The organism is Azospirillum sp. TSH20 (assembly GCF_003115935.1).
In the GTDB taxonomy this organism is placed as follows: Bacteria; Pseudomonadota; Alphaproteobacteria; order Azospirillales; family Azospirillaceae; genus Azospirillum.
Genome location: NZ_LGQU01000112.1, coordinates 1 through 14,910, shown reverse-complemented (window position 1 = coordinate 14,910; position 14,910 = coordinate 1). Strand labels below are relative to the sequence as shown.

Genomic DNA, 14,910 nt, shown 5'->3' with positions numbered 1-14,910 from the left:
GACGATGGCCGATGCGTACAAGGTGGATGGAATGACCTGCGGCGGCTGCGCCCGCTCCGTTTCCAATGCGATCACCAAGGCGGCGCCCGATGCCGCGGTGACCGTCGACCTCGCCACCGGCACCGTGCTGGTCGATGGCGGCGTGCCGGCCGATGTGGTGCGGCAGGCGGTCGAAGCGGCCGGTTTCGATTTCGCTGGGGCTGCTGCCTGACCGATTTGGGTGCGGTGCAACAAAACCATTTTCTTAATATGGATATTGCGGCATGCTCGGGACGATGCGATCCGTTTCGCGAGGGTGCGATGCCGCTTTATTCCTATCGCTGCAAGGCCTGCGACCATGGGTTCGAGTCCCTGGTGCGCTCCGGTGAGACGCCCGCCTGTCCATCCTGCGGCAGCGCCGAGCTGACCCGCCAGCTTTCGAACGTGGCGCCGGAAGGCAAGTCCGGCGCCATCGTCCACTCCGCCCGCCGGATGGCGGCGAAGGAAGGGCATTTCAGCAATTATTCCCGGTCGGAGCGGCCCAAGGCGTAGGGCGGCCTCAGGCCACCTCGGCCGTCACCGTCGCGGTGATCCACGCCTCGACCCGCTCGGCCGCCGACTGCCAGTCCTGTTCGAGCATCATCGCGTGGCCCATGCCCGGCAGGAACACCGGGTGGGTGCCCAGCGCTGCGGCGGTGGCGACCACCTCCGCACGGGGGAACAGCAGGTCTTCCTCCGCGCCCATGACCAGCATCGGCATGTCGCGCGGCGGCAGGACGGGGAAGGGGATCCAGCCGCCGATGTCCAGCAGGACTCGGCGCGATTCCTCCTGCAGGTAGCTCTCGTACTTGGCGGCTTCGGCGCGCGGCATCTTGTCGGAGAACATGGCGCGGCGGATGGCGTCGGGGTCGATCGCCTTCTCGCCGAATGTCATCAGCATCGACATCTGCTGGAACACATAAGGCGAGCGCCAAGCCAGCCCCATGGTGGAGGACAGCAGGCCGTAGGGCGGGGCGGACGCCATCAGCACGCCGGCGGGAAAGCGGCACTTCGCCAGCGCGCGCTGCACCACCATGCCGCCCATCGAATGGCCGATCAGAACCGGCGGGGCGGAGAGGCGATCTGCCGCCTCCAGCACGTCATCGATGTAATCGGCGATGCCGAAATCATGCAGCCGGTCGCGCCCTTCGCTGTTGCCATGCCCACGCAGCGAGACGGCATGGGCTTCCCACCCGCGCGCGGCGAACCAGGGCAGGAACTTGGCATCCCAGATCCAGGCGCCGCTGAAGGCGCCATGGACGAACAGGAGCGGCGGCGCTTTCGGCGTGCTGATGGGCGGCGTGCCGGCGGGACGGCGGCTGATGATTTCCAGGGTCGACATCGCATCGCAGGTTGTTGTTTTGCACTGCAATAAGCATGGTGGGCGAACGGGCACCTGTCCAGCCACCGGGCGGTCAACCCTGCCCTGTAAGGGGACTTGAGCCGTTTGACGCCGCCGGTGCGGTTTGCGACAGTCCGGACCCGCACTGCAGAACCGGAGAGCGCCCATGCCGAACCCACCGGTCCTTGATCCCGCGACGCTGGCCGCCGAAACCGGCGCCACCGACTATCCGCAGCCGTTCCGGGCGCAGGTCGCCGGGCGGCACCGGATGGTGCTGGGCGATCCGCTGGGCCTGAGCAATTTCGGCGTCAACTTGACCCGGCTGGCGCCCGGCGCTTCCTCCGCCCTGCGCCACTGGCACAGCAAACAGGACGAGTTCGTCTATGTGGTGGAGGGCGAACTGACGCTGGTGACCGACGCGGGGGAGACGCTGCTGACCGCCGGCATGTGCGCCGGATTCCCGCATGGCGTCGCCGACGGGCACCGGCTGATCAACCGCAGCGACCGCCCGGCCAGCTATCTGGAGGTCGGCGACCGCAGCGCCGGCGACGAGATCGACTATTCCGACGAGGACATGGTCTGGCGCGACGGCGCCTATCGGCATCGCGACGGGAACGCCTGGGAATGAAGGTTGGGGGAATGAACGCCGATCTGACGCTGGTGCTGGGCGGCGCGCGGTCGGGCAAGAGCCGCTATGCCGAGGGGCTGGTGACCGCGCTGGGGGGCCCACGCGTCTACATCGCCACCTCGCAGGTGTGGGATTCGGAAATGGCGGAGCGGGTGGCGAAGCACCGCGACGACCGTGGCCCCGACTGGACGACGGTGGAGGAGCCGCGCGACCTGACCGGGGTTTTGCGCTGTCATGCCGCCGAGGGCACCGGAGTCCTGGTCGATTGCCTGACCCTGTGGCTGACGAATCTGATGATGGCGGAGGCCGACGTCGCGGCGGAGAGCGCGGCGCTGGTGGAGCTTCTGCCGACCCTGCCCGGCCGTGTGGTCCTGGTCTCCAACGAGGTCGGGATGGGCATCGTGCCCGACAATGCGCTGGCGCGCCGCTTCCGCGACCATGCCGGCCGCCTGCACCAATCCATCGCGGCCGTGGCGCCGCGCGTCGTGCTGACCGTCGCCGGTCTGCCGATGTTCGTGAAGGGAACTCCGATATGACCGCCGACACCGAAGACCTTAACCGCCGCCACGCCGAGAAGATGAAGCGGCGCAAGGCGTTGCAGGAGCGGGCTCTCGCCTCCAAGACGGTGGAGAAGGGCCTGCTGATGGTCCACACCGGCAAGGGCAAGGGCAAGTCCACCGCCGCCTTCGGCCTGATGATGCGCGCCGTCGGCCACGGCATGCGGGTGGGCATGGTCCAGTTCGTCAAGGGCGCCTGGTCCACCGGCGAGACGGTGGCGCTGGAGCGATTCGAGGATCTGGTCGATTTCTACACGATGGGCGAAGGCTTCACCTGGGACACGCAGGACCGCGCCCGCGACATCGCCGCCGCCGAGGCCGCCTGGGCCAAGGCCAAGGAGCTGATGGCCGACCCGCGCTATCGCCTGATCGTGCTGGACGAGCTGAACATCGTGCTGCGCATGGACTACCTGCCGCTGGACGAGGTGCTGGCGACGCTGGCCGCCCGCCGGCCCGACCTGCATGTCTGCATCACCGGCCGCAACGCCAAGCCGGAACTGATCGCGGCCGCCGACCTCGTCACCGAGATGACTTTGGTCAAGCACCCGTTCGAAGCCGGGGTGAAGGCCCAGGCCGGCATCGAGTTCTGAGTTATGCGAACTCGGGCGATGCGATCTCGCGCGATCATGCTGCAAGGCACCGGCTCGGACGTCGGCAAGTCGCTGCTGGTGGCCGGCCTGTGCCGGGCGCTGGTGCGGCGTGGCCTGACCGTCCGGCCGTTCAAGCCGCAGAACATGTCCAACAACGCGGCGGTGACGGCGGACGGCGGCGAGATCGGCCGCGCCCAGGCGCTCCAGGCGCGGGCCTGCGGCGTGGCGCCCAGCGTCCACATGAACCCGGTGCTGCTGAAGCCGCAATCGGACGTCGGATCCCAAGTGGTGGTGCGCGGCGTCGTGGTCGGCACCGCGCGGGCCGCCGACTATCAGGCGCGCAAGCGCGAACTGCTGGGCACCGTGCTGGACAGTTTCGAGCGGCTGCGGGCCGAGGCCGACATCGTGGTGGTCGAGGGCGCCGGCAGCCCGGCGGAGGTCAATCTGCGGGCCGGCGACATCGCCAACATGGGCTTTGCGACGGCCGCCGACGTGCCGGTCCTGCTGGTCGGCGACATCGACCGCGGCGGCGTGATCGCCAGTCTGGTCGGCACCCACGCACTTCTACCAAAATCTGAGCAGGAGCGGATCAAGGGCTTTCTCATCAACAAGTTCCGTGGCGATGTTCGCCTGTTCGATGAAGGGCTGCGGATCATCGAGAGCCACACCGGCTGGCGCGGATTCGGCGTGGTGCCCTGGCTGCATGAGGCGGCGACCCTGCCGGCGGAGGATGCGGTGGCGCTAGACCGGCCGCGCGCTGTGGGGAACGGGTCGTTGCGCGTCGCGGTGCCGATGCTGTCGCGCATCGCCAACTTCGACGATTTCGATCCGCTGGCGCAGGAGCCGGGTGTCGCGCTGACCATGGTCCGTCCTGGACAGCCGCTGCCCGGCGACGCCGATCTGGTGATCCTGCCCGGCACCAAGGCGACGATTGCCGATCTCGCCTTCCTGCGGGCGCAAGGTTGGGATGTCGATCTGCTGGCCCATTGGCGGCGCGGTGGGCGGGTGCTGGGGATCTGCGGCGGCTATCAGATGCTGGGTCGGCGGATCGCCGATCCGGACGGCATCGAGGGGCCGCCGGGAGAGGCCGCCGGGCTCGGCCTGCTGGACGTCGAAACGGTGCTGAAGGGGCCGAAGGTGCTGGAGGAGGCACGCGGCACCGAGCGCCGCACCGGCGCGTCGGTGGCGGGGTACGAGATGCATATGGGGCGCACCGAAGGGCCGGACCGGGCGCGGCCGATGCTGGAGCTTGCGGGCGGCGTGACGGACGGCGCGGAGTCGGCGGACGGGCGGGTTGCCGGCTGCTATCTGCACGGGCTGTTCGGCGCGGACGGATTCCGTGCGGCCTATCTGCGCCGGCTTGGCGGCGACGGCTCGGAACTGGCCTATGGCGTGGCGGTGGATCGGGCGCTCGACGCCGTTGCCGACCGGCTGGAGTCGGCGGTCGATGTCGACGGGCTGCTGGCGGTGGCCGAAGGCGCTTAACGCGTCGGTTGGGAAGACGGGGCGGCGGAACGTCGCCGCCCTCTCTGACTTAGCGGGCGAGCGGAATATGCTCCCCGGAACTGCGCGGCAGCACGCCCTCCAGGCGCGGATCGCGGACCTCGCGGGCGACATGGCGGGTCGGAACGAAGCCCATGCTCTGATAGAGCGGCAGCGCCTTCGGATGGTCGAAGGTGCAGGTGTTGACAAGCAGCTTGGCCGTGCCGCCGTCCCAGGCCTTGCGGATGATGGTGTCGAGCAGCCAGGGGCCGAGCTTGTGGCCGATGAAGTCGGGGATCAGCCCGAAATAGGAGAGATCGGTCTCCTGCGTCCGCCGGTCCAACTCGCCATAGCCGGCGGGCGTGCCGTCGACATACAGCACCCAGACCTCCACCAGCGGATCGTGGATCGAGCGCTCCAGCTCCTTGCGCGGCATGCGGCGACGCTCGTGCCACAGCCAGGGTTCGCCCACCGTGTCGTAGAGATAGCGGTAGAAGGACCAGGTCGGCGGGTTGGCCCGCACCAGGGAAAGGTTGCCGGCCGGCTGGCGCACGGGCGCGTGGGCCGGCGGTGCGGTCATCTCCAGGTAGGTGACGATCACCGACAGATGGTCGGGCCGGCTGGCGGCTGGCACGGCGGGGCGGGTCAGGGAGAAGGGTTGGTCAGCCATTTCTGCATCATCGTGACGGGCGATCTGGCATAGCCCAGCCTTTCATAGAAGGCCAGCACCCGTTGGTTGGTCTCACGGACGAGGAGCTGGACCTTCGGCATCCCGGCAGCAGCCAGCCAGTCTTCGGCCTCCGCCACCATGCGCCGGCCGAGCCCTTGTCCCTGCAAAGCCGGATCGACGGCGACGTAATAGATCCAGCCGCGGTGGCCATCCTGCCCGACCATGGCGGTTGCGACGATCCGGTTATCGGCGACCGCCGCCAGTACGGTCGAACTGGTCTTCGACAAAGCCAGCGCGAAGTCCGCCGCCGGGTCGTTCCACGGCACCACCAGCCCGCAGGCGGTCCACAGCGCCACGACGGCGTCGCGGTCTACCGCCGTGCAGGGTCGGACGGAGAGGGTCACGGTTGCCGAGGTCCCGTTTCCAGCGGCAGATCCTCGCGCAGGCCCCACTCGGCCCACGAGCCGTCATAGATCGCCACGTCCGGCTTGCCGGCGGTGGCGAGGCCGAGCGCGATGACGCAGGCGGTGATGCCGCTGCCGCAGGAGGCGACGACCGGCCGGTCGAGGTCCAGCCCGGCAGCGCGCGCCTTCCCGGCGATGACGTCCGGCGGCAGCAGGGTCTTGGCCTCGGCGTCGATCAGGTCGGTGTGGGGCAGGTTGAAGCTGCCGGGAATCCGTCCGCTGCGGCGGCCGGGCCAGGGCTCCGCCACCGCGCCCTCGAATCGCGGCTGGGCGCGGGCGTCGGTCACCTGATCGGCGCGGGCGTCGATGTTGGCGAGAACCTGATCGGCACTGCGGATCAGCTCCGGCCGCTTGCGCGCGGTGAAGACCGCCGGCTGGACCGGGGCGGCCTCGCCCGAGTCGGTCGGACGTCCCTCCGTCAGCCATTTCGGCAGGCCGCCGTCCAGCACCGCCACCCGGTCGAAGCCGAACAGCCGGAACAGCCACCAGACGCGCGCCGCCGCGGTGGCCATGCCGGCACTGTCGTAGACCACCACCGTGTCGGCGTCGCCGATGCCGAGCGCGCCGATCTTGGCGGCGAAGGTCGCCTCGTCGGGCGCCATATGGGGCAGGGGGGCGGTGTTGGGTGCCGCCACCTCGTCGACATCGCACAGCCGGGCGCCGGCGATGTGGCAGGCGGCGAAATCCGCCCGGATGTCGCGCTTCAGGGCCGGCATGTGCCAGGACCCGTCGAGAACCTTCAGGCCGGGCCGTCCCAGATTGCGGGCGAGCCAGTCGGTGGAGACGACGGGGCCGGTCAGCGGTTCCACGGTGCTGTCGCTCATTCTGCGCGTCCTCGATATGACTCTGTCGGGCGGAAAATCGGGGTGACGGGCTCAGTCCTTCAGCGCGATGACGACGCGCCGGTTCTGCTTGCCCTTGTTTTCGATTTTCGTCACCTCGATTCCGCCGATCTCGCCGGTACGGGCGACATGGGTGCCGCCGCAGGGCTGCAGATCGACGCCCTCGACATTCAGCAGGCGCACCCGGCCGCTGCCGGTCGGCGGCTTCACCGACATGGTGCGGACCAGCTCCGGCTGCGCCGCCATCTCCTCGTCGGAAATCCAGCGGGTGCCGACCGGCGTGTCGGCGGCGATCAGCCGGTTGACCGCCTCGGCGATGGCATCCTTGTCCAGCACTTCGGCCGGGACGTTGAAGTCGAGCCGGCTCTTGTCCGCGCCGATCTGCCCGCCGGTGACCGACCCCGGCACCGCGGCGCACAGAAGGTGCAGGGCGGTGTGCATGCGCATGTGGCGATAGCGGCGGTCCCAGTCGATCTCCGCCTCCACCGCGGTGCCGGGGCCGGGCAACTCCTGTCCGTCCTCCGGCACATGGATGACGTCGTCGGGGCCGCCGTCGCCCTTCACCGTGTCCTTGATGCGGACTTCGAACCCGTCGAAGCGCAGGACCCCACTGTCGCCCGGCTGGCCGCCGCCGGTCGGGTAGAAGACGGTGCGGTCGAGCCGGATGCCGCGCTCGTCCACCGCCGTAACGGTGGCGACGCAGTTGCGGGCGTAGGCGTCCTCGCGGAATAGCGCGTCCATATCCCCCTCGATGAAGAATCAGGCCAGCCAGTCTGGCACCGGAAGATTCTTCTCACGGAGGAAGTCAGGATTGAAGAGCTTCGATTGGTAACGCTGCCCCCCGTCGCACAGGATGGTCACCACCGTGTGCCCCGGACCGAGGTCGCGCGCCACCCGCATCGCCGCGGCGATGTTGATGCCGCTTGATCCGCCCAGCACCAGACCCTGGGTCTTGATGAGGTCGAAGATGATCGGCAGCGCCTCTTCATCCGGGATCTGCAGGGCGTCGTCGATCGGCGCCTGTTCCAGGTTGGCGGTGATACGGCCCTGGCCGATGCCTTCAGTGATGGAACTGCCTTCCGACTTCAGTTCGCCCTTGGTGTAGTAGCTGAACAGCGCCGCACCCATCGGGTCGGCCAGCGTGATGCGGATGTTCGGGTTCCGCTCCTTCAGGGCCATGGCAATGCCGGCCAGCGTGCCGCCGCTGCCCACCGCGCAGGTGAAGGCATCGACCTTGCCGCCGGTCTGCTCCCAGATTTCCGGGCCGGTGGTGGTGCGGTGGCCTTCGCGGTTGGCGGTGTTGTCGAACTGGTTGGCCCAGACGACGCCGTTCGGCTCGGTCTTCGCCAGTTCCTCGGCCAGCCGGCCGGAATAGCGGACGTAGTTGTCGGGATTGGAATAGGGGACCGCCGGAACCAGCCGCAGGTCGGCGCCGATCAGGCGCAGCATGTCCTTCTTCTCCTGGCTCTGCGTCTCCGGCATGACGATGACGGTGCGATAGCCAAGCGCATTGCCGACCAGCGCCAGCCCGATGCCAGTGTTGCCGGCCGTCCCCTCGACGATGGTGCCGCCGGGGCGCAGAAGTCCGCGCTGTTCCGCGTCGCGCACGATGGCGAGCGCCGCGCGATCCTTGACCGACCCGCCGGGGTTCAGGAACTCCGCCTTGCCCAGGATCTCGCAGCCCGTCGCCTTCGATGGACCTTCCATGCGAATCAGCGGCGTGTTGCCGATGGCGCCGATAAAGCCGTTGCGGATGTCCAAGGCGGGTACTCCCAAGGTCAGGTGTGGATTGCTGACGATACTATCAGGTCGGGGAGCGGCGGTTTCAAGGCGGTGGTGTGAAATGCTGCATTGAACGATTTAGTTATGTGAATTTGGTGGCGGAGGGAGGGCGTCGATTGCCGACGCCCGCTACACTCATCCCTGACCGAGCCAGCGCTTGCGCAAGCCCTCGCGGTGGCGGGCCAGCCAGCCGACCGCGATGATGGCGACGGAGTTGCGCAGGCGGTTCTCGTCCATCATGCGGATCGCCTCGTCGGCCGGCAGGGCAAAGATCCGGATGTCCTCATGCTCGTCCTCCAAGCCACCGGTGGCGGCGAGGTTGCGGCTGTCGACCCGGCCGCAGAAGACGGTGACGACCTCGGTGAAGGCGCCGGGGCTGACGTAGTAGTCGCAGATCTGCTCGATCTCCTGGATGGCGCAGCCGGCCTCCTCCAGCGATTCGCGGCGTGCCACCTCCTCGGGGCTCTCGCCCTCGCCGACCATGCCGGCGACGATCTCGGTCATCCAGGCTGGGCCACCGGCCGCGGCCGAGCCGACGCGGAACTGCTCGATCATCACCACGCTGTCGAGGTCGGGGTCGTACAGCAGGACACCCACCGCCGCGCCGCGGTCGCAGACCTCGCGCGGCGGCAGCACGTCTGTCCAGGTTCCGTCGAATTTCTTGTGGCGCAGGCGGTAGACGTCGATGGTCAGGAAACCCTTGTAGGGGGTTTTCTTGTCGATGATCTCGATGTCGGGATGATTCATGGTCGGCGTGGTCCCACGGATGGCTGTTTGCGACAGGGTGCTACGCCGCCGCGCCCACCACAAGCGCCGGCGAGGGCGTCACAGCGTCGGGTTCAGCCGCAGGAAACGCACGCGGTCGGCCGAGGTCACCGGGACCGGGGTCAGGGTGGCGCCGCGCATCACCTCCAGCGGCACGACGACGCCGGCCGGCCCCAGGCCCCAGAGCTTGCGATAGAAATCCGCCAGCCCGCTGAAGCGCTGGCCGCCGACGCCGACGATCCAGTCGCCCGGACGCAGCCCAGCCGACTCGGCGGGACTGCGTGGCGACACCTTTTCCACCATCAGCCGGCCCAACTCCTCGCGCAGGGTGACGCCCAACCACGGCCGCGCCGGCTCCTGGCGGCGGCCATAGGCGAGCAGGTCTGCAAGAATCGGCTCCAGCGCCGAAACCGGGACGAACATGTTGCCGGGCAGGCCGCGGCCCTCCACCGCCTGCATCACCAGCAGCGATCCGATGCCGACCAGCCGGCCCTCGCGATCGACCAGGGCGGCGCCGTTGAAGGCGCGGATCGGCGGGAAGGTGAACAGCGCCTCGTCCAGCAGATACTCCCAGTAGCCGGCGAATTCACGCTTGCTGACCAGCTTCACGGCGGTGGCACTGCGATTGTCGCCGCCGCTGAGCGCCAGCAGCGTGTCGCCCTCCTTGACCGCATCGGCGTTGGCGAGCCGCAGCCAGGGCGCCGAGAAGCCCATCTCCGCCCGCAGCAGGCCGAAGCCGCTGACCGGGTCGTAAGCGACCATGCTGGCGGGATAGCTGCGCCCGTCGGCGGCTGTGACCTCGATCTGCGAGGCCTCCATCACCGTATAGCCGATGGTCAGGATCAGGCCGGACCCGTCAATGACGACGCCGCTACCCTCGCGCTCGGTTCCCAGCGTGCGGGCGCTCTGGCTGTCCGGCGGAACGACGGCGCTGATGCCGACGACGGAGCGGACGACGCGATCGGGATCCAGCTGCTCGGGATCCGCCGCCTGCGCCGGGCCGGCGCCGAGCGCGCCCAGCTGAATGCCGACAAGAACGAGGATGGCGGCCGCCAACCGCGGCACGACCGGTGCAGAGACGACCCGCATGACACCGCACTCCCGCGCAAGGCAGGGCCAAGGGCACCTCCGCGGTCGCGCGGCCCTGTCCGTCGCGACTCGCGTGACACTGACATGACATTGCGCTCGAGTCGCGGCTCATCAAGCGGTCGCCTGACGCCGGCCGGGCCTTTGAGGGAGGAAACATACCGCCGCCGGTCGGTGTTGTCCTGTCCGAGACCGGAAATCGGCTCGGACAATGAAGAGGAAAGGTGACAGCATGCCCATCAACAGCGAACAGGAACTGGAACAGGCCGTCCAGGAATTCCAGCGCGTGAGCGATGCACCCGAGGGCTCGGAGGAGGGACGCCGCCGCAGTGTTCTGGACGCGGACATCAAGGCGTATTACGCCAGATGCGCCAACACGATGCGGCCGGCCAAGCCGCCCTCCGCCGGCTGACCGATGTTGGGCAGCGGGTCCGGGGGGCTTCCGGCTCGATCGGCTGGCAGATTCGGCCATAAGGAGACCGGTCCGCGATGAAGCGACTCGACACCTGCTACACCTGCCGCTTCTGGGAGGGGCAGGGGCTCCGCCAGCGCGGGCCGAAGGGAACCTGCCGGCGCTATCCGCCGGTGGTGACGCCGCGCAGCCCCGAAGGCGACTTTCCCATCACGCTGTCCACCGACTGGTGCGGGGAATGGAAACGGGTGGCCGTCGCCGCGGTCGGTGGCGATCCGTCTGAGTCCGGCGACACCATCTATGACGATCTGGTGGAATAGGGCCGCCTCACCGCGGGTGGGGCGGGATCACCAGGACCGGCGTGTTCTCGTAGGACTGCGGCCGATGATCGGTCGCGGATCCGTCCCAATCGGTGCTGAAAACCAGCAGGGCGACCAGCACGGCCGCCAGGAACAGCAAAGCCGCGGTGATGCAATCCACCGTCCGCACCGGATGATCATCAGGTTCGGGCGAACTGCGGCCGGTTCCGTCGACTGGCGGCGCGGTGCGAAGACGTTCGGAATGGAATGGCATAAGCACGGCGATCCTCCATGGCTGGAGACGGCCGGTCCAAGACTGGGTCCGGATGGTTATCAAGTCTAACGCCGTGCGGCCGGACGCGGCATTTCGCTTCCGGCAAATCAGGATCGTCTTTTGGGACTAGTTCTTGTCATAATGGGCGACCGTCGGTCCTAGCCCGACTGCTTTAAACCGAATTCGGTTACTTAACCGCCACAGTCAAGGCGCAATGATGCGGAAATAAGAAAAGGCCGGATGCGTGTGGCATCCGGCCTTTTCGATCTGGCTCCCGGTGCTGGACTCGAACCAGCGACAAGCGGATTAACAGTCCGCTGCTCTACCAACTGAGCTAACCGGGATCGGTGACTGGCCTTTCGGCCGCCGCCGTTGTTGGCGTGGCGGGTGTATAGCCGAACCATCCGGGCCTGCCAAGCCAATTCCGACAGGAAAATGAATTTTCTTGGCCCAGGGCGCGAAAGGGTGGGGGAGGAGCATTCCGCCAATGAAAACAAGGCCCAAACGCAAAAAGCCCCGCCGGGGGCGGGGCTGCGTTCGGACCGGTTGGCCGTCTGCTATACTGTCGTCAGGTATGGAGGCACGGGCGGGAATCGAACCCACGTACACGGATTTGCAGTCCGCTGCATCACCACTCTGCCACCGCGCCATCCTGACCGGCACCGGCGCGCCGTTTCCGGTGCGCCCTCGGTGTGGAGCGGTGGTATAGCGGCCCGGAACGGAGCGGTCAAGGCGAATGGTGACGATTTTTGAACATCGTCGATCGGGCCGGCAGGGCATCCTCGCGACGACCGTTCGACCGGCGGTTTTCCCGGCACCCGCCAAAGGCTGGACATCCATCGCCCGCGGTCCCATCGCTCGTGGCGTTGTGTTCGCCGGGCCTTTGCGGCTATATACCGCCATGGCAGGAAGCCGTTCGCTGTTCGGCTTGGTGCCGGTGTCGTCACAACACATCAATAAGCGACCGCCATGACCGATTTCGCCGCCGCACGCTATTTCATGGTCGAGGGACAGATCCGCCCCAACAAGGTGACCGATCAACGTCTCGTCGACGTCCTGTCGGAGCTTCCGCGCGAAGCCTTCGTTCCTGAGACGGCGCGTGGCGTCGCTTATGTCGACGACGACCTCCCCATCGGCAAGGGCCGCTTCCTGCTGGAGCCGATGGTCTTCGCCCGCATGCTCCAGGCCGTCGCCGTGCAGGAGACCGACCGGGTGCTCGACGTCGGCGCCGCCGGCGGCTACTCCACCGCGGTGCTGGCCCGTCTCGCCTCGTCGGTGGTCGGCATCGACTGCGACGAAGGGCTGACCGCCGCCGCGACCGCCGCGCTGGCCGGGCAGGGCATCGCGAATGCCAAGGCCGTCACCGGCCCGCTGGCGGAGGGGTACGCCCAAAACGCCCCTTACGACGTCATCGTCGTCGAAGGTACCGTGCCGGAGGTGCCGGCGTCGCTGACCGACCAGCTGGCGGAAGGCGGACGCCTCGTCGCCATCGTCCAGGGCAAGGGCGCCGTCGGCGAGGTCCGCCTGTTCCAGCGGAGCGCCGGCGTGGTGTCGAGCCGCATCCTGTTCGAGGCCCAGCCGCATGCGCTGCCGGGCTTCGAAAAGAAGGCTTCCTTCGTGTTCTGACCGGATTCGCCGGTTGGACAGGTCTTGAACTGAACCGTGCAGTTTACCTCTGCGCGGTTCTGCGCTACCGTCGCCGTCGCCCTTGCACGAAAGTGAGCACCCATGGCCGCGCCGTTTGAGATCGAGGTGGAAGAGCTGGACCGCCGCCGCAAGGCCGGTGACGATCCGGTCGTCCTCGATGTGCGCGAGCCGTGGGAGTTTGCGCTGTGCGCCATCGACGACAGCCTGCACATCCCGATGAACGGGCTTCCCGGCCGGGTGGACGAGCTGCCGAAGGACCGCGACATCGTCGTCGTGTGCCATCACGGTGGCCGCAGCGCGCAGGTCACCATGTGGCTGCGTTCCAGGGGCTTCGACCGCGCCATCAACCTGGATGGCGGTGTCGATGCCTGGGCGCGCCGAATCGACCCGAACATGAAGGTCTACTGAACATGACCGTGCGAAGCCGTTTTGCGCGCCGCTGGCTGCTGGCGACGGCCCTGACCCTGACCGCCACGATGGGCACAGCAGTGACCGGCGGTGGTACGGCCCAGGCGCAGTCCCTGGAACAGGCCCTCGCCCAGGCCTATGCCAACAACCCGACCATCGGCGCCCAGCGCGCCCGTCTGCGCGCCGTCGACGAGGGCGTGCCGCAGGCGCTGTCCGGCTACCGCCCGACGGCCCGCGTGACCGCCGGCATCTCGCGCTCGACGGGCGAGAGCAAATATGACGGCGGCTCGACGGGATCCGAAGCCAATCCCAAAAGCGTCGGCATCACCGCCACCCAGCCGATCTACGACGCCACCGTCGCCCCGGCCGTCCGCCGCGCCGAACGGCTGGTCGAGGCGCAGCGCGCCACCCTGATCGCGTCGGAACAGTCGGTGCTGCTGGCCGCCGCCCAGGCCTATCTGGACATCGTCCAGAACCAGGCCATCCTGCAGCTGCAGACCAACAACGAACAGGTGCTGCGCCGTCAGCTGGACGCCGCCCGCGACCGCTTCCGCGTCGGCGAATACACCCGCACCGACGTCAGCCAGTCCGAGTCGCGCCTGTCGGCCGCCATCGCCTCCAAGATCTCGGCCGAAGGCACGCTGCGCGCCTCCCGCGCGACCTACGAGCGTCTGGTCGGCGCCGCTCCCGGCGAGCTGAAGGCGCCGAAGCCGGCCTTCCGCCTGCCGAAGAACCTGGACGAGCTGGTCGAGCTGGCCCGCGCCAACAACCCGAACGTCCTGTCCGCCTCCTATAGCGAAGCGGCGCAGCGCGAGGCGGTGGATCAGCAGTACGGCCGTCTGCTGCCGTCGGTGAACCTGTCGGCCTCCGGCAACCGCACCTATGATCCCGGCCGCTCCTCCGGCATCGACCTGAACCGCTCCGACAGCGCGCAGATCACCGCCCAGGTGACCATCCCGCTTTATCAGGCCGGCCAGCCCGAAGCCCTGGTCCGCGAGGCCAAGCAGACGGCCAATCAGGCCCGCCTGCAGATCGAGGAGGCCCGCCGTCAGGTGACCGAATCGGCGGTCAGCGCGTGGCAGGCCCTGCAGACCGCGCGTGCCAGCATCGAGTCCTACTCGGCGCAGATCAAGGCGGCGCAGATCGCTCTGGAAGGCGTCCGTCAGGAGGCGCAGGTCGGCTCGCGCACCGTCCTCGACGTGCTGAACCAGGAACAGGAACTACTGAACGCCCGCGTCTTCCTGGTCCGTGCCCAGCACGACGAGATGGTGGCGGCCTTCAATGTTCTGGCGTCCAGCGGACAGTTGACCGCCGACCGGCTCAACCTGCCGGTCCAGAAATACGACCCGCAAGCGAATTACGACAAGACGCGGGGCAAGTGGTTCGGAACGTCGGTGACCGAATGAACGAGACGGCCCGCGAAAGCGGGCCGTTTTTGTATTATGGCTTTTTTGTCAGCCCTGCCCTAGGTTTGGGTCAGGTTGACGTCTCGGGTTGCCACGATGAGCGATAAGGGCCAGCAAGAACCTTCGATGGAGGAAATCCTCGCCTCCATCCGGCGGATCATTTCCGAGGACGGCGAGCCTGCCAAGTCAGAAACCCAGGCGCCTTCGCCGCCTCCTCCGCCGCCACCCCCTCCGCCGC

At 68.1% G+C, this 14,910-nt stretch carries 20 protein-coding genes and 2 tRNA genes; 11 read left to right on the top strand and 11 right to left on the bottom strand.

Annotated elements, in window-relative coordinates; all coding sequences use genetic code 11:
• Nucleotides 1–4 precede the first annotated feature (4 nt).
• Together TSH20_RS27405 and TSH20_RS27400 are read left to right on the top strand one after the other, a co-directional pair.
• Nucleotides 5–211, top strand: coding sequence for a heavy-metal-associated domain-containing protein (locus TSH20_RS27405; protein WP_109155572.1), 207 nt, complete (start codon nt 5–7; stop codon nt 209–211).
• Between the two features lie 89 nt (nt 212–300).
• Nucleotides 301–531: a zinc ribbon domain-containing protein gene (locus tag TSH20_RS27400; protein ID WP_109155573.1), complete on the top strand. Its 231-nt coding sequence runs from the start codon at nt 301–303 to the stop codon at nt 529–531.
• 7 nt (nt 532–538) lie between these two features.
• Here the strand turns inward: TSH20_RS27400 and TSH20_RS27395 are convergent, their stop codons facing one another.
• A complete protein-coding gene (locus TSH20_RS27395; protein ID WP_109155574.1) occupies nt 539–1,360 on the bottom strand; it encodes an alpha/beta hydrolase in 822 nt (273 codons plus the stop codon).
• Nucleotides 1,361–1,526: 166 nt separating this feature from the next.
• Between TSH20_RS27395 and TSH20_RS27390 the strand changes: the two genes are divergently transcribed.
• From TSH20_RS27390 to TSH20_RS27375, 4 genes are read left to right on the top strand one after another with little or no spacing between them, the layout of a single operon-like run.
• Nucleotides 1,527–1,988, top strand: coding sequence for a cupin domain-containing protein (locus tag TSH20_RS27390; RefSeq protein WP_109155575.1), 462 nt, complete (start codon nt 1,527–1,529; stop codon nt 1,986–1,988).
• An 11-nt stretch (nt 1,989–1,999) separates the two neighbouring features.
• Nucleotides 2,000–2,524, top strand: a complete 525-nt coding sequence (cobU, locus tag TSH20_RS27385) for a bifunctional adenosylcobinamide kinase/adenosylcobinamide-phosphate guanylyltransferase (protein ID WP_109155576.1) — start codon at nt 2,000–2,002, stop codon at nt 2,522–2,524.
• Nucleotides 2,521–3,135, top strand: a complete 615-nt coding sequence (cobO, locus tag TSH20_RS27380) for a cob(I)yrinic acid a,c-diamide adenosyltransferase (protein WP_109155577.1) — start codon at nt 2,521–2,523, stop codon at nt 3,133–3,135. Before cobU ends, cobO begins: the two co-directional genes overlap by 4 nt.
• An 18-nt stretch (nt 3,136–3,153) precedes the next feature.
• Nucleotides 3,154–4,620, top strand: coding sequence for a cobyric acid synthase (locus TSH20_RS27375; protein ID WP_109155578.1), 1,467 nt, complete (start codon nt 3,154–3,156; stop codon nt 4,618–4,620).
• 49 nt (nt 4,621–4,669) lie between these two features.
• Here the strand turns inward: TSH20_RS27375 and TSH20_RS27370 are convergent, their stop codons facing one another.
• The 7 genes from TSH20_RS27370 to TSH20_RS27340 all read right to left on the bottom strand — a co-directional run bounded on the left by TSH20_RS27370 (nt 4,670) and on the right by TSH20_RS27340 (nt 10,229).
• Complete coding sequence (locus TSH20_RS27370; protein ID WP_109155579.1) at nt 4,670–5,287, bottom strand: GNAT family N-acetyltransferase; 618 nt, start codon at nt 5,285–5,287, stop codon at nt 4,670–4,672.
• Nucleotides 5,263–5,691, bottom strand: a complete 429-nt coding sequence (locus TSH20_RS27365) for a GNAT family acetyltransferase (RefSeq protein ID WP_109155580.1) — start codon at nt 5,689–5,691, stop codon at nt 5,263–5,265. Before TSH20_RS27365 ends, TSH20_RS27370 begins: the two co-directional genes overlap by 25 nt.
• The gene (locus TSH20_RS27360; protein WP_109155581.1) at nt 5,688–6,575 is read right to left on the bottom strand and encodes a rhodanese-like domain-containing protein; all 888 of its coding nucleotides are present in this window, start codon (nt 6,573–6,575) and stop codon (nt 5,688–5,690) included. Before TSH20_RS27360 ends, TSH20_RS27365 begins: the two co-directional genes overlap by 4 nt.
• 51 nt (nt 6,576–6,626) lie before the next feature.
• Nucleotides 6,627–7,334, bottom strand: coding sequence for an alanyl-tRNA editing protein (locus TSH20_RS27355; RefSeq protein ID WP_109155582.1), 708 nt, complete (start codon nt 7,332–7,334; stop codon nt 6,627–6,629).
• A gap of 18 nt (nt 7,335–7,352) precedes the next feature.
• Entirely contained in the window at nt 7,353–8,354 is a 1,002-nt protein-coding gene (locus TSH20_RS27350; protein ID WP_109155583.1) for a cysteine synthase A, read from the bottom strand.
• A 156-nt stretch (nt 8,355–8,510) separates the two neighbouring features.
• Entirely contained in the window at nt 8,511–9,122 is a 612-nt protein-coding gene (locus TSH20_RS27345; RefSeq protein WP_109155584.1) for an NUDIX domain-containing protein, read from the bottom strand.
• A 78-nt stretch (nt 9,123–9,200) separates the two neighbouring features.
• Nucleotides 9,201–10,229, bottom strand: a complete 1,029-nt coding sequence (locus TSH20_RS27340) for a S1C family serine protease (RefSeq protein ID WP_109155585.1) — start codon at nt 10,227–10,229, stop codon at nt 9,201–9,203.
• Nucleotides 10,230–10,458: 229 nt separating this feature from the next.
• Between TSH20_RS27340 and TSH20_RS27335 the strand changes: the two genes are divergently transcribed.
• Both TSH20_RS27335 and TSH20_RS27330 read left to right on the top strand, forming a co-directional pair.
• Nucleotides 10,459–10,638 carry a hypothetical protein gene (locus TSH20_RS27335; RefSeq protein ID WP_109155586.1) on the top strand — a complete coding sequence of 60 codons (180 nt, stop codon included), beginning with the start codon at nt 10,459–10,461 and terminating at the stop codon, nt 10,636–10,638.
• Nucleotides 10,639–10,715: 77 nt separating this feature from the next.
• Nucleotides 10,716–10,958, top strand: coding sequence for a hypothetical protein (locus tag TSH20_RS27330; RefSeq protein WP_085089261.1), 243 nt, complete (start codon nt 10,716–10,718; stop codon nt 10,956–10,958).
• A 7-nt stretch (nt 10,959–10,965) separates the two neighbouring features.
• Here TSH20_RS27330 and TSH20_RS27325 read toward each other — a convergent pair whose 3' ends face one another.
• The 3 genes from TSH20_RS27325 to TSH20_RS27315 form a co-directional block, all read right to left on the bottom strand.
• Nucleotides 10,966–11,211 carry a hypothetical protein gene (locus TSH20_RS27325; RefSeq protein ID WP_247871106.1) on the bottom strand — a complete coding sequence of 82 codons (246 nt, stop codon included), beginning with the start codon at nt 11,209–11,211 and terminating at the stop codon, nt 10,966–10,968.
• A 268-nt stretch (nt 11,212–11,479) separates the two neighbouring features.
• Nucleotides 11,480–11,555: transfer RNA gene (locus TSH20_RS27320), tRNA-Asn, on the bottom strand.
• A 231-nt stretch (nt 11,556–11,786) separates the two neighbouring features.
• A tRNA-Cys gene (locus TSH20_RS27315) sits at nt 11,787–11,860 on the bottom strand.
• 320 nt (nt 11,861–12,180) lie between these two features.
• Here TSH20_RS27315 and TSH20_RS27310 point away from each other — a divergent pair.
• The 3 genes from TSH20_RS27310 to TSH20_RS27300 all read left to right on the top strand — a co-directional run bounded on the left by TSH20_RS27310 (nt 12,181) and on the right by TSH20_RS27300 (nt 14,672).
• The gene (locus tag TSH20_RS27310) at nt 12,181–12,837 is read left to right on the top strand and encodes a protein-L-isoaspartate O-methyltransferase (RefSeq protein WP_109152886.1); all 657 of its coding nucleotides are present in this window, start codon (nt 12,181–12,183) and stop codon (nt 12,835–12,837) included.
• Between the two features lie 102 nt (nt 12,838–12,939).
• Nucleotides 12,940–13,266 carry a rhodanese-like domain-containing protein gene (locus TSH20_RS27305; protein WP_085089264.1) on the top strand — a complete coding sequence of 109 codons (327 nt, stop codon included), beginning with the start codon at nt 12,940–12,942 and terminating at the stop codon, nt 13,264–13,266.
• A gap of 2 nt (nt 13,267–13,268) precedes the next feature.
• Complete coding sequence (locus TSH20_RS27300; protein ID WP_109155588.1) at nt 13,269–14,672, top strand: TolC family outer membrane protein; 1,404 nt, start codon at nt 13,269–13,271, stop codon at nt 14,670–14,672.
• Nucleotides 14,673–14,910 lie beyond the last annotated feature (238 nt).